Source organism: Amycolatopsis lurida, assembly GCF_900105055.1.
GTDB classification, from domain to species: domain Bacteria; phylum Actinomycetota; class Actinomycetes; order Mycobacteriales; family Pseudonocardiaceae; genus Amycolatopsis; species Amycolatopsis lurida.
On sequence record NZ_FNTA01000004.1, the window covers coordinates 1,465,418 to 1,481,841 of the forward strand.

General features: G+C 68.9%; 15 protein-coding genes. 4 read left to right on the forward strand and 11 right to left on the reverse strand.

The window, feature by feature from the left end; genetic code table 11:
• Nucleotides 1–8: 8 nt before the first annotated feature.
• The 3 genes from BLW75_RS12015 to BLW75_RS43490 all read right to left on the reverse strand — a co-directional run bounded on the left by BLW75_RS12015 (nt 9) and on the right by BLW75_RS43490 (nt 4,148).
• Nucleotides 9–2,831, reverse strand: a complete 2,823-nt coding sequence (locus BLW75_RS12015) for a vitamin B12-dependent ribonucleotide reductase (protein WP_091597356.1) — start codon at nt 2,829–2,831, stop codon at nt 9–11.
• A 34-nt stretch (nt 2,832–2,865) separates the two neighbouring features.
• Nucleotides 2,866–3,354: a transcriptional regulator NrdR gene (nrdR, locus tag BLW75_RS12020; protein WP_034311932.1), complete on the reverse strand. Its 489-nt coding sequence runs from the start codon at nt 3,352–3,354 to the stop codon at nt 2,866–2,868.
• A gap of 299 nt (nt 3,355–3,653) precedes the next feature.
• Complete coding sequence (locus BLW75_RS43490; protein ID WP_034311934.1) at nt 3,654–4,148, reverse strand: LysM peptidoglycan-binding domain-containing protein; 495 nt, start codon at nt 4,146–4,148, stop codon at nt 3,654–3,656.
• Between the two features lie 317 nt (nt 4,149–4,465).
• On the opposite strand from BLW75_RS43490, the gene lexA reads away from it, so the two are divergent.
• Nucleotides 4,466–5,182 (forward strand): transcriptional repressor LexA, encoded by a 717-nt coding sequence (lexA, locus tag BLW75_RS12030; RefSeq protein WP_034311936.1) that lies wholly within the window; start codon nt 4,466–4,468, stop codon nt 5,180–5,182.
• 82 nt (nt 5,183–5,264) lie between these two features.
• Here lexA and BLW75_RS12035 read toward each other — a convergent pair whose 3' ends face one another.
• The 3 genes from BLW75_RS12035 to BLW75_RS12045 form a co-directional block, all read right to left on the reverse strand.
• Complete coding sequence (locus BLW75_RS12035; protein WP_034312274.1) at nt 5,265–6,278, reverse strand: SdiA-regulated/phytase-like domain-containing protein; 1,014 nt, start codon at nt 6,276–6,278, stop codon at nt 5,265–5,267.
• A gap of 192 nt (nt 6,279–6,470) precedes the next feature.
• Complete coding sequence (hflX, locus tag BLW75_RS12040) at nt 6,471–7,901, reverse strand: GTPase HflX (RefSeq protein ID WP_034311939.1); 1,431 nt, start codon at nt 7,899–7,901, stop codon at nt 6,471–6,473.
• Nucleotides 7,902–7,944: 43 nt separating this feature from the next.
• A complete protein-coding gene (locus BLW75_RS12045) occupies nt 7,945–8,442 on the reverse strand; it encodes an ArsR/SmtB family transcription factor (RefSeq protein WP_034311941.1) in 498 nt (165 codons plus the stop codon).
• Nucleotides 8,443–8,503: 61 nt separating this feature from the next.
• Here BLW75_RS12045 and BLW75_RS12050 point away from each other — a divergent pair, with 61 nt between their 5' ends.
• The gene (locus tag BLW75_RS12050) at nt 8,504–9,748 is read left to right on the forward strand and encodes an MFS transporter (protein ID WP_034311944.1); all 1,245 of its coding nucleotides are present in this window, start codon (nt 8,504–8,506) and stop codon (nt 9,746–9,748) included.
• On the opposite strand, the gene dapF is transcribed toward BLW75_RS12050, so the two are convergent.
• From dapF to BLW75_RS12065, 3 genes are read right to left on the reverse strand one after another with little or no spacing between them, the layout of a single operon-like run.
• Nucleotides 9,745–10,569: a diaminopimelate epimerase gene (gene dapF, locus BLW75_RS12055; protein ID WP_091597363.1), complete on the reverse strand. Its 825-nt coding sequence runs from the start codon at nt 10,567–10,569 to the stop codon at nt 9,745–9,747. The genes BLW75_RS12050 and dapF overlap by 4 nt on opposite strands.
• Before the next feature lie 10 nt (nt 10,570–10,579).
• Complete coding sequence (miaA, locus tag BLW75_RS12060) at nt 10,580–11,482, reverse strand: tRNA (adenosine(37)-N6)-dimethylallyltransferase MiaA (protein WP_198935736.1); 903 nt, start codon at nt 11,480–11,482, stop codon at nt 10,580–10,582.
• Nucleotides 11,479–12,168, reverse strand: coding sequence for a class III extradiol dioxygenase subunit B-like domain-containing protein (locus BLW75_RS12065; RefSeq protein ID WP_034311947.1), 690 nt, complete (start codon nt 12,166–12,168; stop codon nt 11,479–11,481). The genes miaA and BLW75_RS12065 overlap by 4 nt, the downstream gene beginning before the upstream one ends.
• A gap of 235 nt (nt 12,169–12,403) precedes the next feature.
• On the opposite strand from BLW75_RS12065, the gene BLW75_RS12070 reads away from it, so the two are divergent.
• Nucleotides 12,404–13,717, forward strand: coding sequence for a DUF349 domain-containing protein (locus tag BLW75_RS12070; RefSeq protein WP_034311949.1), 1,314 nt, complete (start codon nt 12,404–12,406; stop codon nt 13,715–13,717).
• A 278-nt stretch (nt 13,718–13,995) separates the two neighbouring features.
• A complete protein-coding gene (locus BLW75_RS12075; protein ID WP_034311951.1) occupies nt 13,996–14,448 on the forward strand; it encodes a hypothetical protein in 453 nt (150 codons plus the stop codon).
• Here BLW75_RS12075 and BLW75_RS12080 read toward each other — a convergent pair.
• Complete coding sequence (locus BLW75_RS12080) at nt 14,445–14,906, reverse strand: Rv2732c family membrane protein (RefSeq protein ID WP_034311954.1); 462 nt, start codon at nt 14,904–14,906, stop codon at nt 14,445–14,447. The two genes, BLW75_RS12075 and BLW75_RS12080, sit on opposite strands and share 4 nt — an antisense overlap.
• Nucleotides 14,903–16,417, reverse strand: a complete 1,515-nt coding sequence (gene miaB, locus BLW75_RS12085; RefSeq protein WP_198935737.1) for a tRNA (N6-isopentenyl adenosine(37)-C2)-methylthiotransferase MiaB — start codon at nt 16,415–16,417, stop codon at nt 14,903–14,905. The genes BLW75_RS12080 and miaB overlap by 4 nt, the downstream gene beginning before the upstream one ends.
• Between the last annotated feature and the right edge of the window lie 7 nt (nt 16,418–16,424).

Consider the following 16,424-nt stretch of genomic DNA (forward strand, 5'->3'; position numbering starts at 1 on the left):
TCCTGAACCTAGCTGCAGCCGGAGGTGGCGCCGCACCCTTCACAGGCGTAGCAGGAACCGGCGGGCCGCATCTTGGTGCCGCACGTCATGCAGAGCGGCGCGTCGGAGGCGGTGCCGAGGTTCAGTTCGACCAATTCCGCCGTCGAATGCGCCACCTTGGGGGGCTCCGCGCTTGAAGAGTCCACAGTGGACCGAAGGGCGTCCAGGTCGACGTTCTCCGGTTCGGCGGCGGGTGCGGTGCCGTAGTTCGCCTCGACCTGTGCCGAACGTTCGTCGGCGGTGAAGATGCCGAGCTGCGAACGCTTTTCGTACGGCAGGTAGTCCAGCGCCAGCCTGCGGAACAGGTAGTCCATGACGCTGGTGGCGATCCGGATGTCGGGGTCGTCGGTCATGCCGGCGGGCTCGAAGCGCAGGTTCGAGAACTTCGAAACGTAGAACTCCAGCGGGATCCCGTGCTGCAAGCCGACGGAGATCGACATCGAGAACGCGTCCATCACGCCGGAAAGGGTCGAGCCCTGCTTGCCGAGCTTCACGAAGATCTCGCCGAGGCCGTCGTCCGGGTACGAACCGGCGTGCAGATAGCCCTCGGCGCCGCCGACGGTGAACGAGACCGTCTGGCTCGGGCGCTTCTTCGGCAGGCGCTTGCGGACCGGCCGGTACTCGACGACCTTTTCGGCCTCGGGCTCGGCCTTCTCCTTTTCCTTCTTGCCGGTGGACAACGGCTGGCCGACCTTGCAGTTGTCGCGGTAGATCGCGAGCGCCTTGAGGCCGTACTTCCAGCCCTGGAAGTAGATCTCCTCGACCTCTTCGACGGTCGCCGACTCCGGCATGTTGACCGTCTTGGAGATCGCGCCGGACAGGAACGGCTGCACCGCGGCCATCATCCGGACGTGGCCCATCGGCGCGATGGACCGCTCCCCCACCGCGCAGTCGAACACCTCGTAGTGCTCCTGGCGCAGGCCGGGAGCGTCGACGACGTGGCCGTGCTGGGCGATGTACTCGACGATCGCTTCGATCTGCTCGCCCTGGTAGCCGAGTGCGGCCAGGGCTCGCGGGACGGTCTGGTTGACGATCTGCATCGAGCCGCCACCGACCAGCTTCTTGAACTTGACGAGCGAGAAGTCCGGCTCGATACCGGTCGTGTCACAGTCCATCATGAAGCCGATGGTGCCGGTGGGAGCGAGCACCGAGGCCTGCGCGTTGCGCCAGCCGCTGGTCTCGCCCAGTTCGATGCCGCGCTTCCATTCCTGGGTCGCGAGCGCGCGGACCGCGGCGTCGTTGGAGTGGTAGGTCCGCACCAGTTCGTTGGCGGCGGCGTGCTTGCGCATGACCCGCTGGTGCGCCTCGGTGTTGCGCGCGTAGCCCTCGTACGGCCCGACGACCGCGGCGAGTTCGGCGGAACGCCGGTACGAGACACCGGTCATCAGCGACGTGATCGCGGCGGCGAGCGCGCGGCCACCGTCGGAGTCGTACGCGTGCCCGAGCGCCATCAGCAAGGCACCGAGGTTCGCGTAGCCGATGCCCAGCTGACGGAACTTGCGGGTGGTGTCGCCGATCGCCTCGGTCGGGAAGTCGGCGAAGCAGATCGAGATGTCCATCGCGGTGATGACCAGCTCGACGGCCTTCGCGAACAGCGGCGCGTCGAAACCGCCGTCCTCGGTGGCGAACTTGAGCAGGTTCAGCGAGGCGAGGTTGCAGCTGGAGTTGTCCAGGTGCATGTACTCCGAGCACGGGTTGGACGCGGTGATCCGGCCCGATTCGGGGCAGGTGTGCCAGTCGTTGATCGTGTCGTCGTACTGCAGGCCCGGGTCGGCGCATTCCCAGGCGGCTTGCGCGATCGTGCGGAACAGCTTCTTGGCGTCGACCCGGTCGATGACCTCGCCGGTCGTCCGGGACCGCAGGCCGAAGTCGCCCTCCGTCTCGACGGCCTGCATGAACTCGTCGGAGACGCGGACCGAGTTGTTCGCGTTCTGGTACTGGACGGACGCGATGTCCGAGCCGGAGAGGTCCATGTCGAACCCGGCGTCGCGGAGGACCTTGATCTTCTCCTCTTCGCGGGCCTTGGTCTGCACGAACTCCTCGACGTCCGGGTGGTCGACGTCGAGCACGACCATCTTCGCCGCACGACGGGTGGCGCCACCGGACTTGATGGTGCCCGCGGAGGCGTCGGCACCACGCATGAAGGAGACCGGACCGGACGCGGTGCCGCCGGAGGACAGCAGCTCACGCGAGGAACGGATCCGGGAGAGGTTCAGGCCTGCGCCGGAGCCGCCCTTGAAGATCAGGCCTTCTTCGCGGTACCAGTTGAGGATCGACTCCATGGTGTCGTCGACCGAGAGAATGAAACACGCCGAGACCTGCTGCTTCGACGTCGTGCCGACGTTGAACCACACCGGCGAGTTGAAGCTGAACACCTGGTGCAGCAGCATCCAGGTCAGCTCGTGTTCGAAGACCTCGGCGTCGGCGGGGCTCGCGAAGTAGCCGTGTTCGCGACCGGCGTTCACGTAGGAGTGGACGACGCGGTCGATCAGCTGCTTGAGGCTCTGCTCGCGCTGAGGTGTGCCGACGGCGCCGCGGAAGTACTTGCTGGTGACGATGTTCGTCGCGTTGACCGACCAGAAGCCGGGGAACTCGACACCTCGTTGCTCGAAGTTGACCGTACCGTCGCGCCAGTTCGTCATCACGACGTCCCGGTGCTCCCAGGTGACCTGGTCGTACGGGTGGACGCCCTCGGTGGTGAAGACACGCCGCACGGTGAGCCCACCGGTCTGTTTCTTCTTCCCGCTCGTCCGCGTTGTGGCCGGGTTACCTGTTCCCACGGTCTCGGTCATGGGTCTTTCCCTCACTCCCACGCGGGAGGCGGCATCAGCCGTCTTTCGCGTCTTGATCGCTCTCGTCCGGTGTCGCAGCCATGGCCTCGCGAAGGTCCGAGATCTCCTTCTCGAAGTCCTCGACCGAGGAGAAGGAGCGGTAGACACTGGCGAACCGGAGATAGGCGACGCCGTCGAGTTCGCGCAGAGGACCCAGGATCGCCAGGCCGACCTCGTGACTCGGGATCTCCGCCAGCCCCGCCGACCGGATCGATTCTTCGACCCGCTGTGCGAGCTGCTGCAGCGCGTCGTCGTCGACCGGCCTGCCCTGACAGGCGCGGCGCACCCCCCGGACCACCTTGTCCCGGCTGAACTGCTCGGTGACCCCGGATCGTTTGACGACGGCGAGCACCATCGTCTCCGAAGTGGTGAAGCGCCGGCCGCAAGCGGCGCACGAGCGCCTCCGCCGGATCGCCTGACCCTCATCCACCTCTCGGGAGTCGACGACCCGAGAGTCCGCATGCCGGCAGAACGGGCACCTCATCCGCCGATCACCTTCCCCTCCGCGCCGGCCGGTCCCGAATGGACGCCCGTTCCCGCCGCCACGCAACGGCGAAAAGATCGACATGTGGATCGATCTGTGGACATCCGGTGGGTGAACACCGGCCAGCTGTGGACAACTGGTACCGAGTCTACCCCAAGCTATGGACCAACTACAGCCATGTAACTACTACATATAGCGGTGGAGACTAGGGCGAGGTCTGGGCCCGCGCAAGCGCAACGGCCGGACCGATCAGACACGAATGAGGAGCTCACCCACGAGGGGTGAGAACGACATCGGGATCACCTCCCGCCTTCCGCGATCTCGGCCGCGACCGGCACCGTGAGCGGCAATCCGGGGACGAGAACGGCGTCTTCCAGGGAGTTGAGCTCCTTGATCTTGGCGATGACCGCGCCAGTGTCGCTTCCTGGCGCGAAACGCGCCGCGAGATCGGACAGGGTCTCCCCCGCGGAAACGGACACCGTCGTGGTCCGTTCGGGCACCGCGGCGCCGGGAACACCGGCCAAGAACAGACCCAATCCGGTGATGAGTCCGGCGACAAGCAAGGCCATCCCGACGAGCGACGGCCACCTGAGCGGGAGCCGCCGAGGCGCCGGGCAAGCCGGGGAGACGGTGGCGACACCGGGGCGGCGGCCCGCCACGACCCGCGCCCTGGTCGGCGGGCGCAAGGGCTCACCACGCCCGCCTCGCACCACCCGCACGGGCCGGGTCACCCCTGCCGGAACGGACCTGGGGGAACTGGGCCGCACCAGTCCTCGATCGGCCAGAATCGACATCAGAACCTCCTCGCAACTCCTGCTGCGCTCGCGCCGGACCGGGACCCGGCGATCAAGATCGAACAGGCGTTCTATCGAACGCCCGTGCGAATGTGTACCACCTCCCACCGACAAAAATCGAGCGACACGGCGTGTCCATCGAACAGATGTTTGAAATCGTCGTCCCGGCGGGCTAACGTCGTTGACCAGGGCGTCTGCTGCGCGGACGCCGCCGGTGCCGTGGGCGGGAAGATCGTCCGCCACCGGCGAAGACACGCGAAGTCGGTCCGGGCGACCGGACGTACTGGGAGGCGACGCAGAGATGAAGGAGCGATACGGTGGCTAAGGAGAGCAAGGCGGGGAACGCGCCTAGGCGCTCGGGCAAGGTGCGCGCCTTGCCCGAGGTCTACGAGGTGGACGAGACCCTGACCGTGCGACAGCAGCAGGTACTCGACGTGATCAAACTGTGGGTGAGCCGCTTCGGCTACCCGCCGAGTGTGCGTGAGATCGGCGAGGCGGTCGGCCTGACCTCCACTTCGTCGGTGTCGCACCAGTTGCAGGCCCTGCAGCGCAAGGGTTATCTGCGACGCGACCCGAACCGCCCGCGTGCGGTGGGGGTGCTCGCCACGACGGACGACAACCCGATGGGCATCGACGTCGAGCAGCCCCAGTCGGCCGCGAAGGCCGCGTACGTGCCGCTCGTCGGGCGGATCGCCGCCGGTGGGCCGGTCCTGGCGGAGCAGGCGATCGAAGACGTCTTCCCGCTGCCGAGGGAGATCGTCGGCGAGGGTGAGCTCTTCCTGCTCAGCGTCACGGGTGACTCGATGGTCGACGCCGCCATCACCGACGGCGACTGGGTCGTCGTGCGCCAGCAGCCCACGGCGGATCCGGGCGAGATCGTGGCGGCGATGATCGACGGCGAGGCGACGGTCAAGACGTTCAAGCGCAAGGACGGCCACATCTGGCTGATGCCGCACAACGAGGCGTACGAGCCCATCCCGGGTGACGACGCCACGATCCTCGGCAAGGTCGTCGCCGTTCTTCGCAGGCTGTAGTCCGGAGCCGGAGCACGCCGGGATCCCGGGTCACCCGACCCGGGTCAGACTCGGCAGCTTCGGCAGACTCTTCGCTTCTCGGTCAGGCGCGCCGCTTGCGCAGCCTGCCGACCAGGAGAAGGCCGCCGATCACGACTACCGCGGCGATCCCGGCCTGCACGTACGGGAAGTCGGACCCCTGGCCAGAGCCACCGGCCGCCGAGGTCCCGCCCGGCGTGCTGCCCTCGGACTTCGCCGCGTCCACGGCGAGTGCGGCAGCGCCCTTCACCGCACGGATCTGCTCCCCGACGCCCTCCCCGCCGGACAGCAGCGTCCCGTCCGGGTCGAAGGCGATCGCCTCCCCCTGTTTCTCGTTCGGCAAGGGCACGCGCACGGGTTCGCGCTGCAGCGCGCTCTTCAGGTCTCCGTCGGTCACGGCGTAGAGGTAGGCGTCGGTGTAGGTGCGCAACGCGACCACCGAGCCGTCGGCCATCGAGGCCGCGCCGGTCACCGTCATCGAGCCGATCGACCCGACCGGTCCGCCCGGCGTCGAAGTCTCCTTGATCTGCAGCGAACCGACGCTCTCCAGCGGCGTCGGGCCGGGGCTGGCGAGCGGCCCCGTCGGCCGGTACACCTTCGCGTCGCCGAAGACGTCCTTGGTGATCAGGTACGGCGTGCCGGAGCGGTCCATGATCAGCGCTTCGACGTCGTGCTGCCCGTCGGGATAGGTGAGCCGATGCAGCGTGGCCTTGCCCTGGGGAGTCAGCGAGATCAGCGCGACCGTGTCCCGCTTCTTGCGGTTGTCGCCGGTGTCGGAAAGCCAGAAGGTGCCGTCGGCGGTGCGGGCGAGGTCTTCGGGGTCGTAAGGGTCCGTCGCGGCCGAGATGACCTTCTGGACCTTGCAGTCACGGCCGAGGACGAAGACCTGCGTCTTGGTGCCGCCGTCGTTGAGGGCGTACAGGTGATCGCCGTCGGAGACCAGTCCGGACAGTTCACCGAGCCGGGATTCGCTGTTCTTGCACACCGGCTGCGGAGCCGGTGCCTCCTGCGCCATGGCGGGAGCAGTCCCGCCGATGAACGCCACCAGCACGATCGCGGCCGCGACAATCCCCCGCACATCCACCTCCGAACCGTGGAACCCCTGAAGTCCCACACTACGGAGACGTCCGGGACCGCGCGCAGTTCGGTGCGGACGCCGAGATGGGGCGGAATGTCGCGAAGGCCACTTTCAGCGGCGAGCCAGGCCCGAGGTACGTGAAGGCCCCCTTCACTGCGTTGGACGCAATGAAGGGGGCCTTCACGTACCTGCTTACAGAGCCGAATTCGTCTGGAAGTCGCTCAGCGCCGCGGCCAGTTCGGGCCTGCCGCGGACGACCAGGCGCGTACCGGTCTCGACGTGCTCTTCCTCCAGCACCTCGCCATCGGCGTGGGCACGGGAGACGAGTTCGCCTCGTGAGTACGGGATCAGCACCTCGACCACGACCTCGGGCCTCGGCAGCTTCTCCGCGATCACCTCGGCCAGCTCCGTGATCCCGGTGCCGGTCCGCGCCGAAACCTGCACCGAACCGGCCATCTGGTGCCGCAACCGGGCCAGCGACACCTCGTCGGCGGCGTCGGCCTTGTTGATCACCAGCAGCTCCGGCGGGAGCGGCTCGGAACGGCGCTTCGTGATCTCGGCGAGCACTTCGCGCACCGCGTTGACCTGCTCTTCCGGCGTCGGGTCGGCACCGTCGACGACGTGGACGAGCAGGTCGGCGCTAGCCGCCTCCTCCAGCGTCGAGCGGAACGCGTCCACCAGCTGGTGCGGCAGGTGCCGGACGAAACCGACGGTGTCGGTCAGCGTGTAGGTGCGGCCGTCGGGAGTCTGTGCCCGCCGGGTCGTCGGATCCAGCGTGGCGAACAGCGCGTCCTCCACCAGCACCCCGGCGCCGGTCAGCGCGTTGAGCAGGCTCGACTTGCCGGCGTTGGTGTAGCCGACGATCGCGACGCTCGGCACCTCGTTGGCCACCCGGCGACCGCGTTTGGTCTCGCGGATGGTGTCCATCGCGGCGATCTCGCGGCGCAGCTTCGACACGCGCTTGCTGATCCGCCGCCGGTCGGTTTCGAGCTTCGTCTCACCGGGACCACGCAGGCCCACACCACCGTTGGCGCCGCCCGCCCGGCCACCGGCCTGCCGGGACAGCGCCGCACCCCACCCGCGAAGCCGCGGGATCAGGTACTGCAGCTGGGCCAGCTCGACCTGCGCCTTGCCCTCCTTGGAGCGGGCGTGCTGCGCGAAGATGTCGAGGATCAGGGCGGTGCGGTCGATGACCTTCACCTTGACCTTCTCCTCCAGCTGGCGCAGCTGGCCGGGTGAGAGCTCACCGTCGCAGATCACCGTGTCGGCACCGGTGGCCGCCACGATCTCGCGCAGTTCCTTGACCTTGCCCGAGCCGATGTAGGTGGCGGGATCCGGGCGGATCCGCCGCTGCACCAGGCCTTCCAGCACCTCGGAGCCTGCCGTTTCGGCCAGCCGGGCGAGTTCGGCGAGCGAGGCCTCGGACTGGAGGGCACTGCCCTCGGTCCACACACCGACCAGAACGACGCGCTCCAGGCGCAACTGCCGGTATTCGACCTCGGTGACATCCGCGAGTTCGGTGGACAGGCCCGCTACCCGGCGGAGCGAGGCGCGGTCCTCGAGCTCCAGTTCGCCGGTCGATGGGTCCATGTCGTTCAGATCGTTGTGTGTCAGTTCCGTCATCGTGCCTCCATGGTCCCACGTTTCGGCGGCGGGACCGAATTCATTACCTGCTGGGATACTTCGACAGGTAGATGGCCGTGCGTTTCGCGTCCGGGTCGACCGGCCGCGAGATGAAGTCGTCGACGAGCTCCATCAGCCTCGTTTCGAACTCGGCGATCTGCTCGTCCGGTACCTGGACGACCATGCGCGTCTGCTGCACTTCGTCGAATCCCACGTCGGCGATCTCGGCCAGGTAGGCCTCGAAGATCGCCTGATCGATCCCCCTGTCGCGGGAATCAAGATGCCAGGACAACCCGGTCGAGCGATACGGAATTTCTTTCGCGCCGCGCGTGCCGCGTCTCGGCGGGAGCGCTTCGAGGAACCCGGTGTCGACGAGCTTGCGCACGTGGTGCAGCGTCGTCGCGGGGTCGCGATCGAGCCGTTCGGCGAGTTCCTTGTTGGTCAGCGCCTCCGAGTACGTCAACCGGATGATGCGCAGCCTTATTCCGGAGGCCATGGCGGCGATCTCGGCCTCGGTGGCGGCACGTCGTGGAGTGGGCACGGGGACAGCCTAGAGCCGAAAGTGATTGACAGTTTCCAATCACTCACGCCAAGGTGGCGTCGTGCGCAGAGATTCCCTGTTCTTCCACGCGGACTTCCGGCGGCTCTGGGCGGGCGACACGGCCAGTCAGGTGGGCGCTTTCGCGGGGCACACCGTGATCCCCCTCCTCGCGGCCACCGTGCTGGCCGCGACGCCGTTCCAGATGGGGCTGCTGACCGCGGCCGAGACGGTCGCGTTCCTGATCATCGGGCTGCCCGCCGGGGTGTGGGTGGACCGGATGCGGCGCCGGGCGCTGATGCTGCGGGCCGACTTCGTCCGCGCGGCGCTGCTGTTCACCGTTCCGCTCGCCTGGTGGGCGGGGATCCTGTCGCTGACGCAGCTGATCGTCGTCGCCACGCTCGTCGGCGTCGCGACGGTCTTCTTCGACGTCGCCTACCAGTCGTATCTGCCGTCGCTGGTCGGCCGGGAGCACCTGCTCGAAGGCAACGCGAAACTCCAGGCCAGTCAGTCGGTCGCGTTCCTGACCGGGCCGGGGGTCGGCGGCGGGCTCGTGCAGCTGGCGGGCGCGGCCAACGCCGTGCTGATGACCGGGGTGGGCTTCCTGACCTCCGCGCTGTGCCTGCTGCGGATCCGCACCGTCGAAGAGGTTCCCGAGCAGCATGAAGACGCGAAGCTGCTCCCCCAGATCGTCGAAGGACTGCGGTTCGTCTTCACCGACGCGGCTCTCCGCTCGATCGTCGCCTGCACCGCGACCGCGAACCTGTTCAACGGCGCCTTCACCGCGGTCGAAATCCTGTTCCTGAACCGGGAACTCGGCCTGTCACCGGCGGTCGTCGGTCTCGTGCTGGCGACCGGTGGCGTTGGCGGGATCATCGGGGCGATCCTGGCCGGGCGCATCACCCGGCGGATCGGGCAAGCCCGCTCGATCTGGTTCGTCCCGCTGCTCACCTGGCCGTTCCAGCTGCTGCTTCCGCTCGCCGCGCCGGGCTGGCGGATCGTGCTGTTCCCCGCGGCGCTGGCGATCGCGGGGTTCGGGATCATCGTCTACAACGTCGCCCAGGTCTCGTACCGGCAGGCCGTCTGCCCGGACCGGCTGCTCGGCCGCATGAACGCCAGCGTGCGCTTCGTGGTGTGGGGCATGCTGCCGCTGGGCGGACTGGTCGGCGGTGTGCTGGGCGAGGCGATCGGGATCCGGGGGACGCTGTGGTTCGTCGCGGTCGGCGAAGCGGCCGCGGTGCTGTGGGTGATCTTCTCGCCGATCCGGAAGCTTCGTGACCTGCCGCGCGAACCGATCGCGGTGGGCTAGACGAGCCCGGCCCACCAGGTTTCGTCGAGTTCGCCGCGCGCGACGATCTCCGCCGGTCCGGTCAGCGTGGACCCGCCGCGGCGGACCTCGACCACCACACGACCGCCGGGGATGTCGACGGTCGCCTCACCGGTGTCGGTTCCCGCGAGGTGCAGCGCGGCGGCGACCGCGGCGACCGTGCCCGTGCCGCAGGAGCGTGTCTCGCCGACGCCGCGTTCGTGAACGCGCATCTTCAGCGCGTTGTCGCCCAGCAGGTTGATGAACTCGAGGTTCACGCCCTCGGGGAACACGTCGGAGTCGAAGTCGGGCTGGTCGCGCAGATCGAGCACGTCGACGTCGTCCTCGACGACCGACACCAGGTGCGGATTCCCGACATTCACCGCGACACCGGAGAACGGCTGCCCCGCGACCACGGTGACCGAAGTACCGGTGATCGTCGCCGGCCCCATCTGCACGGTCACCGATCCGTCCGCGTGCACCCGCACCGGCCGGTCTCCGGCACGGGTGCCGATGACGAAGTCGCGCTCGGGCACGAGCCCGGAATCGACCAGGTGGCGGACGAAGACGCGGACCCCGTTGCCGCACATCTCCGCGATGGACCCGTCGGCGTTGCGGTAGTCCATGAACCATTCGCCACCGGACTCGACACCCAGTGCGGACGACCGCACGATCCGGAGCACGCCGTCGGCGCCGAGACCACGCCGGCGGTCGCACAGCGCCGCCACCCGCGCTTCGGTCAGCTCGAGGCGGCCGTCGGGGTCGGGAAGCAGCACGAAATCGTTCTGTGTGCCGTGTCCCTTAAGGAATTCGATGCCGCCCATGGCCGCAAGATTACTGGGCCGTCACTTCGAGGACGCGCTCGGCCAGCCGCTCCGAACCGCCGTCGAACCACTGGATGCGCTTGTCCCGCCGGAACCAGGAACGTTGCCTCCGCACGAACCTCCGCGTGGCTTGCGCGGTGGCCTCGGAAGCGGCTCGGAAGTCGCCGTCGCCGTCGAGCGCGGCGATCACCTGCTGGTAGCCCAGCGCCCTCGACGCGGTGAGCCCGTCGCGGAGTCCTTGGCCCAGCAACGTCCGGACCTCGTCGACGAGTCCCGCTTCGAACATGAGCTCCACGCGGCGGTCCACGCGGCCGTCGAGTTCGGCCGGTCCGCGGTCGATGCCGATCAGGACCGTGTCGTAGCGCGCGGGTCCCGGTTTCGGCAGATTCGCCGAGAACGGTTCGCCGGTGATCTCGATGACCTCCAGCGCGCGCACGATCCGGCGGCCGTTGGTCGGCAGGATGGCCGTGGCGGCCACGGGATCCAGTTCCGTGAGCCGGGCGTGCATCGCGGCGACACCGATTTCGTCGGCTTCGGCGGTCAGGCGGGCGCGCACGTCCGGATCGGTGCCCGGGAACTTGAGGTCGTCGAGCACGGCTTGGACGTAGAGGCCCGATCCGCCGGTGAGGATCGGCACGCGACCGGCATCGAGGAGTTCTTCGACGCACCGGCGTGCGTCGCGCTGGTACGCGGCGACGGACGCCGTCTCGGTGACCTCGAGGACGTCCAGCAGATGATGCGGCACGCCCCGCCGCTCTTCGGGGGTCGCCTTGGCCGTCCCGATGTCCATCCCGCGGTACAGCTGCAACGCGTCCGCGTTGACGACCTCACCCCCGAGGGTGAGGGCCAGTTCGACCGCCAGCGCGGTCTTCCCGGTGGCCGTGGGCCCGACGACCGCGACCGGCCGGATCACGCGTGCTCCCAGACCGCGACGTGGTAGCCGACGCCGAACGGCGCGGCGGAGTAGAGGACCTCGGCGGTCCAATCCCCGTCTTCCGCCAGTCCGGCGAGGACCTGCCAGGGCGCGCGGCCGCCCGCCCCGAGTTCGGCCGCCAGGGCCGGGTCGAGTGCGGACAGTGCACCCGTGTCGGCCTTGGCCAGCGCGTCGCGGATCCCTGCGTCGAAACCCTCCGCGCGCTCGTCCTCGCCGCCAGGGGAACGCGGGCCGTGGCGGCTCGAACCGTCGCCGAGGACGAGCACCGCGGCGGGTTCTCCCAGCTCCTGGGCGAACTGTTCGCACTGGCCGGAGGGGATGGCGGGGTCGACGAGGTGGACTCGGACGGACGACGCGCCACCCTGCTCACGCAGCCAACCGGCCACGAGCGCGGGCAACGGCAGCTCGGTTTCGGGAGCGGTCACCCGGCTGAGTGAGACTCCGAGGTCGACGCCGAATCCCCGGAAGGAGCCGCTCGCGTGCTCCGGTACCTCGGGCGCGCCCGGGGCCGCGCCGACGACGACCCAATCCGGCGAGACGTCGGTCAGGCGCCTCGCGGCGCTGAGGCAGGCTTCGCGCAGCTCGGCGCACTCGTCGGCCGCTCCGGCGGCGAGTTCGGGGATGAGCAGCGGGGGTTGCGGGAGCACGGCGACACGGCGGATCACGGCCGCCGACGTTACCTTCCCCGCCCACGGGGACCGGCAACCGACCGACACCGAGGGTCCTCCGGAAGTAGGATCACTGCCCTCTGGTGGTTCATCCGGTTCCACGGTGGCCGCTGAGCTGCTTGAATGCCGCAAGGGGTTGATGCCCCCGAAGCAAGACGGCAACGCATTACCCGGCCCCGCCGCTAGGCGGGGCGCCCGCGCCAGCGGGCGTACAGGCGATAAGGAGCCTGCGATGGCCCAGGAGAACACGTCCACCGGTACCCCGGCACCGCACCCGGTACCGCACGCGCTCGGTGGCGGGCACCCCGCACCCCCCGTGCCGCCCGCCGAGCCCAGCCCGTCCGCTTGGGGCAGGGTCGACGACGAAGGAACGGTCTACGTCACCACACCCGACGGCGAGCGCGCGGTCGGTGTCTGGCAGGCCGGGAGCCCGGACGAGGGTCTGCTCCACTACGCGCGCCGCTTCGACGACCTGCGCACCGAGGTCGAGCTGCTGGAAACCCGGCTGGAGTCCGGCGCGGGCGATCCGAAGCACGCACTGGCGACGGCCACACAGCTGCGTGACGGCCTCGCCGAAGCCGCCGTCGTCGGCGACATCGCCGCGCTGAGCGGCCGCATCGAGCAGGTCATCTCCCACGCCGAGAAGGCACTGGCCGCGGCCAAGCAGGAACGTGAGGAAGCCCGCGCGGCCGCCGTCCTCCGCAAGCAGGCCCTCGCCGACGAGGCCGAGAAGCTCGCCGCCGAGTCGACCCAGTGGAAGGCCGCCGGCGACCGGCTGCGCGCCATCCTGGACGAGTGGAAGACCGTCAAGGGCGTCGACCGCAAGACCGACGACGAGCTGTGGAAACGGTTCTCCAAGGCCCGTGAGGCGTTCAACCGGCGCCGTGGCTCGCATTTCGCCGAGCTCGACAAGCAGCGCGCGGGCGCCAAGCAACGCAAGGAAGAGCTGATCGCCGAGGCCGAAGCGCTCTCGGAGTCCGAGGACTGGGGCGAGACGGCGGGTCGCTACAAGGACCTGATGACCGAGTGGAAGGCCGCCGGCCGCGCCCCCAAGGACAGCGACGAGGCGCTCTGGCAGCGGTTCCGCGCCGCGCAGGACAAGTTCTTCGCGCGGCGGTCCGCGGTGTTCTCCGAGCGGGACGCCGAGTTCGCGACCAACGCGCAGCAGAAGGAAGAGCTGCTCGTCGAGGCCGAGAAGATCGACCCCGCCGCGAACCTCGAAGCGGCGAAGCAGCACATGCGGCGCATCCAGGACCAGTGGGACGAGATCGGCAAGGTCCCGCGCGAGCGCATCCGCGAACTGGACGGGCGCCTGAAGGCCGTGCAGGACGCGATCAAGGCGGCCGAGGACAGCAAGTGGCGCCGGACCGACCCGGAGGCGCAGGCCAGGGCGGCGCAGTTCCGCGAGCGGGTCGAGCAGTTCGAGTCGCAGGCGGCGAAGGCCCGTGCGGCGGGCGACGAGCGGCGCGCCAAGAAGGCGGACGAGCAGGCCGCGCAGTGGCGTGAGTGGCTCGAGGCGGCGGAAGCGGCCATCGCGGACCGCTGATCCGGGTCCACTTTCCAGACAGTACGTGAAGGCCCCCTTCATTGCGCCTAGCGCAATGAAGGGGGCCTTCACGTACTTGTGCGGTCGAGGTTCCGCCGTCGCGTTGTGGCTGATGGGGCCGGTGGGATTCGGCGGGGTGAGGGGAACTTCGAGGGACTCTGGGTCCCTCAAGGAGTCCTTCACGGCCCGCGGGACGCGTCACTCCACTGTGGAGGGATGGCTAGCACCTTCGTGCGTATTCGAGCGCTCTCCGCGCTCAACCGTGGTCGACTTCGATCATGAACCAGACACTGATTCCCCCAGTACGCCGGGCGTTCGCCGCCCTGGCGATCAGTTGTGCTCTGGTGGCCGGGCTCGCCCCGGCCGCGGCGGCGACCGGCTCCCCGGCACCGCTCCCGGCCTCCTCCGAAGCCGGAAAGAAGAAGGTCAAGCTCGACGCCTCGCTCAGCAAGAAGCAGGTCAAGGTCGACGAGAAGGTCACCCTCAAGGGGACTCTGCAGACCCAAGAAGGCACCGACGGCACGAACAGCCTCGAAGCGATCATCGTGCAACAGCTTCAAGGGAGTGTCTGGGTGAACATCGCCGACACGACCTGCCGGCCCAACTCGACGTTCTCGCTGAAGCTCAGCTTCTCCTTCAGCGCGGTGATCACGCTACGGGCCTACCACCCGGAAACGACGCTCTACGCGAGCGCGTACACGTCCAGCAACCTCACCTTGCGCGTCGGCTAGCCGCGCGAGAAAGCGGCACGCATCCAGTAGATGGCCAGCGCGACGGTGGCGATCCAGGCGACGATCAGCCCGAAGCCCGGACCGCCACCGGCCGCGCCGGTCGCGTTCGAGGACTGCTGGGACCAGATCGCGAGCATTCCGTCGACGGAAGCGAACCAGCCGCCCGCGGCGCAGACCCAGGCCAGCCACCAGCGCCGGGTCACCAGCGTGACGGCGCCGACGAACACCCCGACCCCGGTGGAGGTCGCGGCGAACAGCTGAGGGATGCCGCCGCCCTTGCCGAGCAGCACCTCCCAGCCGGCGTACTCGCCGACCCAGGGCAGCAGCTGGGCGACCAGCAGCACGAACACCAGCACGGCGATGGAGAACCCGCGCCTGCCCAGTTCGATCGTCTTGGCCGCGCGTTCGCCGACTTCGTCGATCTCGGCGGCGAGTTCGTCGATCTTCGGTTCGGTCACAATGCACACCCGCTCACCGGTTCCGGCGTGACGGCCGGGGCACCGAAGCCCGGCAGGCCCAGCGTCACGCCGTTGGTCTTCGGCCGCAGCCCGGCCTCGGAGTTGTCGCCCGCCTTGGTGCGGCGGTGCGACAGCAGGTCGCCGTCGGCGACGAGATGGTGCGGAGCGCCGTAGGTCACCACGGTCTCGACGACGTCGCCGGGACGCACCGAGCGATCCACGAGCGGCCCCGTCGGCGTGAAGTGGACGAGCCTGCCGTCCCGCGCGCGGCCGCTCATCCGCTGCGTCTCGGAGTCCTTGCGTCCCTCACCCGAGGCGACCAGCAGCTCGACGCGGCGTCCGACGATCTTCTTGTTCTCGTCCCAGGAGATGTCGTTCTGGAGCTTCACGAGCCGTTCGTAGCGCTCCTGCACGACCTCCTTCGGCAGCTGCCCGTCCATCTCGGCGGCGGGCGTGCCCGGCCGGATCGAGTACTGGAAGGTGAACGCGCTGGAGAACCGCGCCTGCGCGACGACGTCGAGTGTCGCCTGGAAGTCTTCCTCGGTCTCGCCGGGGAAGCCGACGATGATGTCGGTGGTGATCGCGGCGTCGGGCATCGACTCGCGCACGCGGTCGAGGATCTTGAGGTAGCGCGCGGAACGGTAGGACCGCTTCATCTCGCGCAGCACCTTGTCCGAGCCGGACTGCAGCGGCATGTGCAGCTGGTGGCACACGTTCGGCGTCTCGGCCATCGCGTCGATGACGTCCTCGGTGAACGCCGCCGGATGCGGCGAGGTGAACCGGACGCGCTCCAGTCCGTCCACCGACCCGCAGGCGCGCAGCAGCTTCCCGAAGGCGAGCCGGTCGCCGAATTCGACGCCGTAGGAGTTCACGTTCTGGCCCAGCAGCGTCACTTCCAGCACGCCTTCGGCGACGAGCGCCTCGACCTCGGCGAGGATCTCGCCGGGGCGGCGGTCGCGTTCCTTGCCGCGCAGCGCCGGGACGATGCAGAAGGTGCAGGTGTTGTTGCAGCCGACCGAAATCGACACCCAGCCCGCGTACGCCGAGTCGCGCTTCGCCGGAAGCGTCGAAGGGAAGGTCTCGAGCGCTTCGAGGATCTCGACCTCGGCCTCGGCGTTGTGCCGCGCGCGCTCCAGCAGCGTCGGCAGCGAACCGATGTTGTGCGTGCCGAAGACCACGTCGACCCAGGGCGCGCGCTTGACGATCTCGCCGCGGTCCTTCTGGGCGAGGCAGCCGCCGACGGCGATCTGCATGTCCGGCTTCGCCGTCTTCTGCGGGCGCAGATGGCCGAGGGTGCCGTACAGCTTGTTGTCCGCGTTCTCCCGCACCGCGCAGGTGTTGAACACGATCAGGTCGGGTGTGGCCTCGCCGTCACCCGGAACGTAGCCGGCGTCCTCGAGCTGCCCGGCAAGACGTTCGGAGTCATGCACGTTCATCTGGCAGCCGAAGGTGCGGATCTGGTAAGTGCGCGCGCTCATCTCGCCTTCGAGGGTACGCGGGCGGGGTTCCATGGCACGA